Genomic DNA, 7,625 nt, shown 5'->3' on the forward strand with positions numbered 1-7,625 from the left:
GGCGCGGTGTGGTGCGCCCCGGCCCCCCCACTGCGGGTTCTTCGTGGTTGATCGCGCCTACGCGGCGGAGCCGCACATCGATGCAGCCCCGCGCCCCTGAAGGCTAGTGCGCGGAACCGGCGGTCGCAGGCGGGAGTTCCACCTGGACCCCCGGGTCGCCCGCGTCCGCCGTGTAGTCCTCCGGCTTGGTCTCGTCGACGCCGTCGGGGGCCTTCAGGGCCTTCAGGACGAAGGTCAGGACCACCGTCACCACCACGTTCAGGACGAACGCCGTGAGGCCGATGTAGCCGATCTCCCCGATGCCCGGGATCTCCTTCGCGGAACCGCCGAAGTGCTTCTGGGCCGGGGAGGCGACGCCGTACGCCGCGACCGTGCCGTAGATCATGCCGACCGCCCAGCCCGCGAGCAGCGCCCAGCGGTGGAACCAACGGGTGAACAGGCCGCCGACCAGGGCCGGGAAGGTCTGCAGGATCCAGATGCCTCCCAGCAGCTGGAAGTTGATGGCGACCGTCTTGTCCATGGTGAGGACGAAGGCCAGCGCGCCGACCTTCACCAGCAGGGATACCAGCTTGGAGACCTTGGTCTCCTGCGCCGGAGTGGCGTCCGGCTTGATGAAGTCCTTGTAGATGTTGCGGGTGAAGAGGTTCGCGGCCGCGATGGACATGATGGCCGCGGGCACCAGCGCGCCGATGCCGATCGCCGCGAACGCCACGCCCGCGAACCAGTCCGGGAACATCGTCTCGAACAGCTGCGGAATCGCCAGCTGCCCGTTCTGCACCTTGATGCCGGCCGCGATCGCCATGAACCCGAGCAGCGCCAGAAGACCCAGCATCAGCGAGTACAGCGGCAGGATCGTGGTGTTGCGGCGGATCACCTCACGGCTCTTCGAGGAGAGCGTCGCCGTGACCGAGTGCGGGTACATGAAGAGCGCCAGGGCGGAGCCCAACGCCAGCGTGGCGTACGTCCACTGGCCCGGCTCGGCCGGTGTCAGCGCACCGCGCGGCGCGCCCGTGGCCGGGTTGGTCTGGCTGTACGCCTCACTGGCCTTGGCGAAGATGTCGTCGAAGCCGCCCAGCTTGATCGGGATGTAGATGATCGCCACCGCGATGACGATGTAGATCAGCGTGTCCTTCACGAACGCGATGAGCGCGGGGGCCCGCAGACCCGACGAGTACGTGTACGCCGCCAGCACGCCGAACGCGATCAGCAGCGGCAGGTCCTTGATGAACCAGTTGGTGTTCTCGCCGCCGCCGACGCCCATCACGTCCAGCACGGCCTGGATGCCGACCAGCTGGAGCGCGATGTACGGCATCGTCGCCAAAATGCCCGTCACGGCCACCGCCAGCGACAGGCCCTTCGAGCCGAAGCGGCCGCGCACGAAGTCGGATGTCGTGACGTACCCGTGCTTGTGGGACACCGACCACAGGCGGGGCAGGAAGGTGAAGATCAGCGGGTACACCAGGATCGTGTACGGCACGGCGAAGAAGCCGGCCGCGCCCGCCGCGTAGATCGCCGCCGGAACGGCGACGAAGGTGTACGCCGTGTACAGGTCGCCGCCGAGCAGGAACCAGGTGACCCAGGTGCCGAACGAGCGGCCGCCCAGGCCCCATTCGTCCAGGCTGTGCTCGTTCTCGGCCTTGCGCCAGCGCGCGGCCAGGAAGCCCATGACGGTCACGGCCAGGAAGAAGAAGATGAAGACGCCGAGGGCGACGCCGTTCACGCCGTCCTTCACTGCGACGCACCGCCCTTCGCGGCCGAGCGGGCGCGCTGGTCACGCTGCCACAGCTTGTAGGCGATCATCGTCAGGACGGTGGAGATGAGCACCCACGCCATCTGGTACCAGTAGAAGAACGGGATCCCGATGAAGGCCGGGTCGGTCTTGGCGTACGAGCCGACCCACAGCATGGCCACGAACGGCGCTATGAGGCAGAGGGCGATGACGACGCGCATGGGCGTCACCACCGGCCCTCCACTTGCTTCTGGGGCTTGCGACATCAGGCGGCTCCGTCCCCTTGGTGATCACCTGTAGTGCGCAGGCAATGTAGGTCAGGGTGCGGCGGCAGCGGAACCCCTCGTCCGTCATGCGAATGCGGTACCCAACCGAAACCAGGCCCCAGCAGCGGCGAAGCTCTGCGCGGTGTCGCTAGTCGACAGGGCGCTTCAGCCGCGCCACGAACTTGTACCGGTCCCCCCGGTAGACCGACCGGACCCACTCCACCGGCTGGCCGCCCCGGTCCAGCGAGTGCCGGGAGAGCATCAGCATCGGCAGCCCCACGTCCGTGCCGAGCAGGCCGGCCTCGCGCGGAGTGGCAAGGGACGTCTCGATGGTCTCCTCGGCCTCCGCGAGATGGACGTCGTAGACCTCGGCCAGCGCCGTGTAGAGGGACGTGTACTTCACCAGCGAGCGCCGCAGCGCCGGGAAGCGCTTCGCGCTCAGGTGCGTGGTCTCGATGGCCATGGGCTCGCCGTTGGCCATGCGCAGCCGCTCGATGCGCAGCACCCGCCCGCCGGGCGTGATGTCGAGCAGCCCCGCCAGGCGGTCGTCGGCGGTGATGTAGCCGATGTCCAGCAGCTGCGAGGTGGGTTCGAGGCCCTGGGCGCGCATGTCCTCGGTGTACGAGGTCAGTTGCAGCGCCTGCGAGACCTTCGGCTTGGCGACGAACGTGCCCTTGCCCTGGATGCGCTCCAGCCGGCCCTCGACGACCAGCTCCTGCAGCGCCTGGCGCACGGTGGTCCGCGAGGTGTCGAACTCCGCCGCCAGGGTGCGCTCGGGCGGGACCGGCGTGCCGGGCGCCTGGGTCTCCGTCATGTCGAGCAGGTGCTTCTTCAGGCGGTAGTACTTGGGCACACGCGCGGTACGGACGGGCACCCCGTTCTCGTTCTCCGCACTGCTGACGTCGGTGCTCATGCTCCGCCTTCCCGGCTGGGTCTGCCGACACGATCCCACTTGTATACCGTCGGCGCCTCTTTTGGTCTAGTCCACCAATCGCTGTGGTCTACCCGCAGTATGCCGTGCCCACTCGGGTTTTCGCTGGCTTCTTACTTAAAGATTCTTGCATATGTAGGTCGCATAACGGCTGGTCAGGGCTGTATCGCGACCCTTGACAGGCCTCCTGGTCTGGTCCAAGCTCCCCGTACTGGTCTACACCATTGGTCCAGGCCCGGCCCCACGTTCACTGCGGGGAGCCAGGGGGGTTGTGGGATCCCTGAGGAGGGTGGCGTGAAGCGCAAGCTGACAGCCGCGATCGGTATCGCGGGCATGATGGTCTCCATCGCGGCGTGCGGCGGCGAGGGTGGCGGGGGGTCCGACAAGGGCGCGGACGCCAAGGAGCTGACCGTCTGGCTCACCGTCGACGCGCAGAACAACTGGCCGGAACTGGTGAAGGCCGCCGACGCCGCGGTGAAGAAGAAGCACCCCGGCGTCAAGATCAACCACGAGTACTACGGCTGGCCCGACAAGAACGCCAAGCTCGACGCCGTCCTCGCCACCGACAAGGCCCCCGACGTGGTCGAGATGGGCAACACCGAGATGCTCGGCTACATGGTCAGGGGCGCCTTCGCCCCTCTTGACCAGGCCAAGTTCGACAACTCCGACGCCTGGCTGGACGGCCTCAAGGCCTCGGTCACCTACGAGGACAAGACCTACGGCGTCCCGTACTACGCCGGCGGCCGCGTCGCCAACTGGCGCAAGGACGTGGCGGCTTCCGTCGGGGTGAAGTCGACGCCCAAGACGTACAAGGAGCTCACCGCCGCCCTGGACAAGATCCAGAAGAAGCAGGGCGACAAGTACAACGCCTGGTACCAGCCCACCCGCGACTGGTACGCGGCCATGTCCTTCGTCTACGACGCCGGCGGCGCCATCGCCACCGAGTCGGGCGGCCAATGGAAGGCCTCCCTCTCCTCGCCCGAGTCCCTCAAGGGCCTCACCGAGTTCAAGAACGTCGTCGACTCGTACATGCACGGCGACAAGACCAAGGACGAGTCCGACCGTTACATCGTCTACGGCCAGGGCAAGTCCGCCATGATCTTCGCGGCCGCCTGGGAGGGCGCGACCGCCGAGGACCCCAAGAACGACAAGACCGGCAAGCTCAAGGGCAACCTCGAGAACTTCGTGATGCCCGGTCCGTCCGGCAAGAACATGCCCGTCTTCCTGGGCGGCTCCGACCTCGCCGTGCCGGTGAAGTCCGACGCACAGGCCCTGGCCGCCGAGTGGATCAACGCGCTGACCGGCTCCTCCGGGCAGAAGGGCCTGATGGCCAAGGGCAACCTGCCCAACAACAAGACCGACCTCGCGACGCTCAAGAACGACCCGAAGACGGCGGTCCCCGCCACCGCGGCCGAGTCCAACTGGTTCGTCCCGATGGCCCCCGGCTGGGGCCAGGTCGAGAAGGCGCAGATCCTGCAGACCATGCTGCAGAGCATCGGCACCGGCAAGAAGTCCGTCGAGGCCGCCGCCAAGGACGCGGACGCCGCGATCGACAAGGTCATCAACACCAAGTGACCTGCGCGCGGGGCTCCCCGGCTTGCGGAGCCCCGCCGCCGTCAAGACCTGAGGGACCGCCGAGGAGCGCGCGATGAGTGCCGCAGACACCACCACCCCCGCCAAGGTGCCGCCACCGCGACAGGCACCACCGCCGCCCCCGAAGGACCGGCGGCCCCGCGGTCAGCGCACGTCGGGCGGGGCCTTTGCCCCCTGGCTGCTGCTCGCGCCCTGCCTGCTGATCCTCGCCCTGGTCATGGGCTATCCGCTGGCCCGCCTGGTCACCCTGTCTTTCCAGAAGTTCGGCCAGTCCCAGTTGTGGGGCTTCCAGCAGGCCGAGACGGTCGGGTTCGACAACTTCGCCAAAGTGCTGGGCGACGGCGAGTTCTGGGCCGTCGTCCTGCGCACGATCGTCTTCGCGGCCGGTGCCGTCGTCTTCACCATGGCGATGGGCATGGCGCTCGCCCTGCTGCTCCAGCGGGTCTCCGGCTGGCTGAAGATGCTCATCAACATCGTGCTGGTGGCCAGCTGGGGCATGCCGGTGATCGTCGCGACCACGGTCTTCAAGTGGCTCTTCGACTCCGACTACGGTGTCTTCAACGCGCTGCTCAGCAAGCTGCCCGGCGTCGAGATGATCGGCCACAACTGGTTCGCGAGCGGCCCCGAGGGCCTCGCCGTGATCATGCTGCTGGTGATCTGGGGAGCCGTGCCGTTCGTGGTCATCACCCTCAGCGCCGGTCTCACCCAGGTCCCCAAGGAACTGGAGGAGGCCGCCCGCCTGGACGGCGCCGGCTCCTGGGGCGTCTTCCGCTATGTCACCCTGCCCGTCCTCAAGCCGATCATCGTGATGCTCACGACCCTGTCGGTGATCTGGGACATGGGCGTCTTCCCTCAGGTGTTCGTCATGCGGGGCGGCCACCCCGAGCCGGAGTTCCAGGTCCTCAACACCTACTCCTACGACCGGGCGTTCGTGGTCAACGACTACGCCCAGGGCTCGGCCATCGCGCTGATCACCGTCCTGCTGCTGCTCGGTGTGGTCGCCGTCTACATGCGGCAGATGCTGAAGATCGGAGAGGTCGAATGAGCACGCTCGCCGGAGCCGGCCGCCACAAGTCGCGGCTGGGCTGGAACCTCGTCGGCCTCCTCGTCTTCGTCGTCGCCGGCTTCCCGCTCTACTGGATGCTCAACACGGCGTTCAAGCCCGCCGAGGACGCCATCGACTCGGACCCGAGCCTGCTGCCGACCGGCCTCACGTTCGACAACTTCAGCCGGGCGCTGGACATCGCCGACTTCTGGGGCCCGGTGGGCCGCAGCCTGGTGGTGTCGCTGGCCGTGGTCGTCATCGGCATGGCCGTCGGACTGCTGGCCGCGCTCGCCATCTCCCGGTTCGCCTTCCGCGGCCGCAAAATCGTGATCGTGGGCATCCTCGCGGTCCAGATGGTCCCGCTGGTCGCCATGATCATCCCGGTGTTCCTGCTGCTCAACGACCTGGGCCAGTACGACCGGCTGACCGGCCTCATCATCACGTACCTGACGTTCATCCTCCCGTTCACCGTGTGGACGCTGAGGGGCTTCATCGTCAACATCCCGAAGGAACTCGAGGAAGCGGCCATGGTCGACGGCTGCTCCCGCACGGGCGCCTTCCTCCGCGTCGTCTTCCCCCTCCTGGCCCCCGGCATGGTCGCCACCTCGGTCTACGGCTTCATCCAGGCCTGGAACGAGTACCTCTACGCCCTGATGCTGCTCAGCCAGAAGAACCAGACCGCGACCGTCTGGCTCGGCAACTTCACCACCAAACACGGCACCGAATACGCCCCGATGATGGCCGGCGCCACGATGATGGCCGTGCCGATCGTCGCCCTCTTCCTCCTCGTCCAGCGCAAGATGGCCGCGGGCCTGACCGCGGGCGCAGTGAAGGGATGACCTCACCCGTGACGACACTCGCCAGCGGCACCGACACGCTCACCCGCGACGCCCTGACGGTCCTCCAGCCCGGCTTCACCGGCACCACCGCCCCCGACTGGCTGCTGCGCCGGCTCGGTGAGGGCCTCGCCTCCGTCGGACTGTTCGGCCGCAACATCGCGTCCCCCGGCCAACTGGCCGCCCTGACCGCCCAGCTGCGGGCCGAACGCGACGACGTCCTCGTCGCGATCGACGAGGAGGGCGGCGACGTGACCCGCCTGGAGGTGCGCAGCGGCTCCTCCTTCCCGGGCAACCACGCGCTCGGCGCGGTCGACGACGTGGAGCTGACCCACCAGGTCGCCCACGAACTGGGCCGCCGCCTCGCCTCCTGCGGCGTCAACCTCAACTGGGCCCCGTCCGCCGACGTGAACTCCGACCCGCGCAACCCGGTCATCGGTGTCCGCTCCTTCGGCGCCGACACCGAGCTGGCCGCCCGGCACACCGCCGCCTATGTGACGGGGCTGCAGTCCGCCGGGGTCGCCGCCTGCACCAAGCACTTCCCGGGCCACGGCGACACGGCCGTCGACTCGCACCACGCCCTGCCGCGCATCGACGTCTCCGCCGACGTGCTGTCCGAGCGTGAACTGGCCCCCTTCCGCGCCGCCATCGCCGCCGGCACCCGGGCCGTCATGAGCGCCCACATCCTGGTCCCCGCCCTGGACCCGGACCGCCCGGCCACCCTCTCCCGCCGCATCCTCACCGGCCTGCTCCGCGACGAACTCGGCTACGACGGCCTCATCGTCACCGACGGCATGGAGATGCGCGCCATCGCCGGCACCTACGGCATCGAACGCGGCAGCGCCCTCGCCATCGCCGCGGGCGCCGACGCGATCTGCGTGGGCGGCGGCCTCGCCGACGACGCGACCGTCCTGCGCCTGCGGGACGCCGTGGTCGGAGCCGTGCGGGCCGGTGAACTCCCCGAGCAACGTCTCGCCGAGGCCGCCGACCGGGTGCGGGCACTGGCCCGCTGGGCAGGCACGGCGGGCCGTCCGGCCGAGAGCACCCACGGCACCGAGATCGGCCTGCACGCCGCCCGCCGCGCCCTCACCGTGGCCGCCGCGCCGGGCCTCGGCAGCCCCGACACCTTCGAGCCCCTCACCGAACCGCCCTACGTCGCCGCCCTCACCCCCGTCGCCAACATCGCCGTGGGCGACGAGACCCCGTGGGGCGTCGCCGCGGAGCT

Annotated in this window: 7 protein-coding genes; 4 read left to right on the forward strand and 3 right to left on the reverse strand. The window is 68.8% G+C overall.

Annotated features, from left to right (window positions below; all coding sequences use genetic code 11):
• Positions 1–103 precede the first annotated feature (103 nt).
• The 3 genes from mctP to ABZ281_RS29015 form a co-directional block, all read right to left on the reverse strand.
• Positions 104–1,732, reverse strand: coding sequence for a monocarboxylate uptake permease MctP (gene mctP / locus ABZ281_RS29005; RefSeq protein WP_356660167.1), 1,629 nt, complete (start codon positions 1,730–1,732; stop codon positions 104–106).
• Positions 1,729–1,995 (reverse strand): DUF3311 domain-containing protein, encoded by a 267-nt coding sequence (locus ABZ281_RS29010; protein ID WP_356660169.1) that lies wholly within the window; start codon positions 1,993–1,995, stop codon positions 1,729–1,731. Before ABZ281_RS29010 ends, mctP begins: the two co-directional genes overlap by 4 nt.
• 148 nt (positions 1,996–2,143) lie before the next feature.
• Positions 2,144–2,908, reverse strand: coding sequence for a GntR family transcriptional regulator (locus tag ABZ281_RS29015; protein ID WP_356660171.1), 765 nt, complete (start codon positions 2,906–2,908; stop codon positions 2,144–2,146).
• 312 nt (positions 2,909–3,220) lie between these two features.
• On the opposite strand from ABZ281_RS29015, the gene ABZ281_RS29020 reads away from it, so the two are divergent.
• From ABZ281_RS29020 to ABZ281_RS29035, 4 genes are all read left to right on the forward strand, one after another.
• Entirely contained in the window at positions 3,221–4,501 is a 1,281-nt protein-coding gene (locus tag ABZ281_RS29020; RefSeq protein ID WP_356660173.1) for an extracellular solute-binding protein, read from the forward strand.
• A gap of 73 nt (positions 4,502–4,574) precedes the next feature.
• On the forward strand, positions 4,575–5,564 hold the full coding sequence (locus ABZ281_RS29025) for a sugar ABC transporter permease (protein ID WP_356660175.1): 990 nt from the start codon (positions 4,575–4,577) through the stop codon (positions 5,562–5,564).
• Positions 5,561–6,403, forward strand: a complete 843-nt coding sequence (locus ABZ281_RS29030; protein WP_356660177.1) for a carbohydrate ABC transporter permease — start codon at positions 5,561–5,563, stop codon at positions 6,401–6,403. The genes ABZ281_RS29025 and ABZ281_RS29030 overlap by 4 nt, the downstream gene beginning before the upstream one ends.
• 8 nt (positions 6,404–6,411) lie before the next feature.
• Positions 6,412–7,625, forward strand: a 1,214-nt coding sequence (locus ABZ281_RS29035) for a glycoside hydrolase family 3 protein (RefSeq protein ID WP_356660179.1), incomplete at its 3' end; no start/stop codon positions are given.

The organism is Streptomyces sp. NPDC006265 (genome assembly GCF_040613555.1).
Classification (GTDB): domain Bacteria; phylum Actinomycetota; class Actinomycetes; order Streptomycetales; family Streptomycetaceae; genus Streptomyces.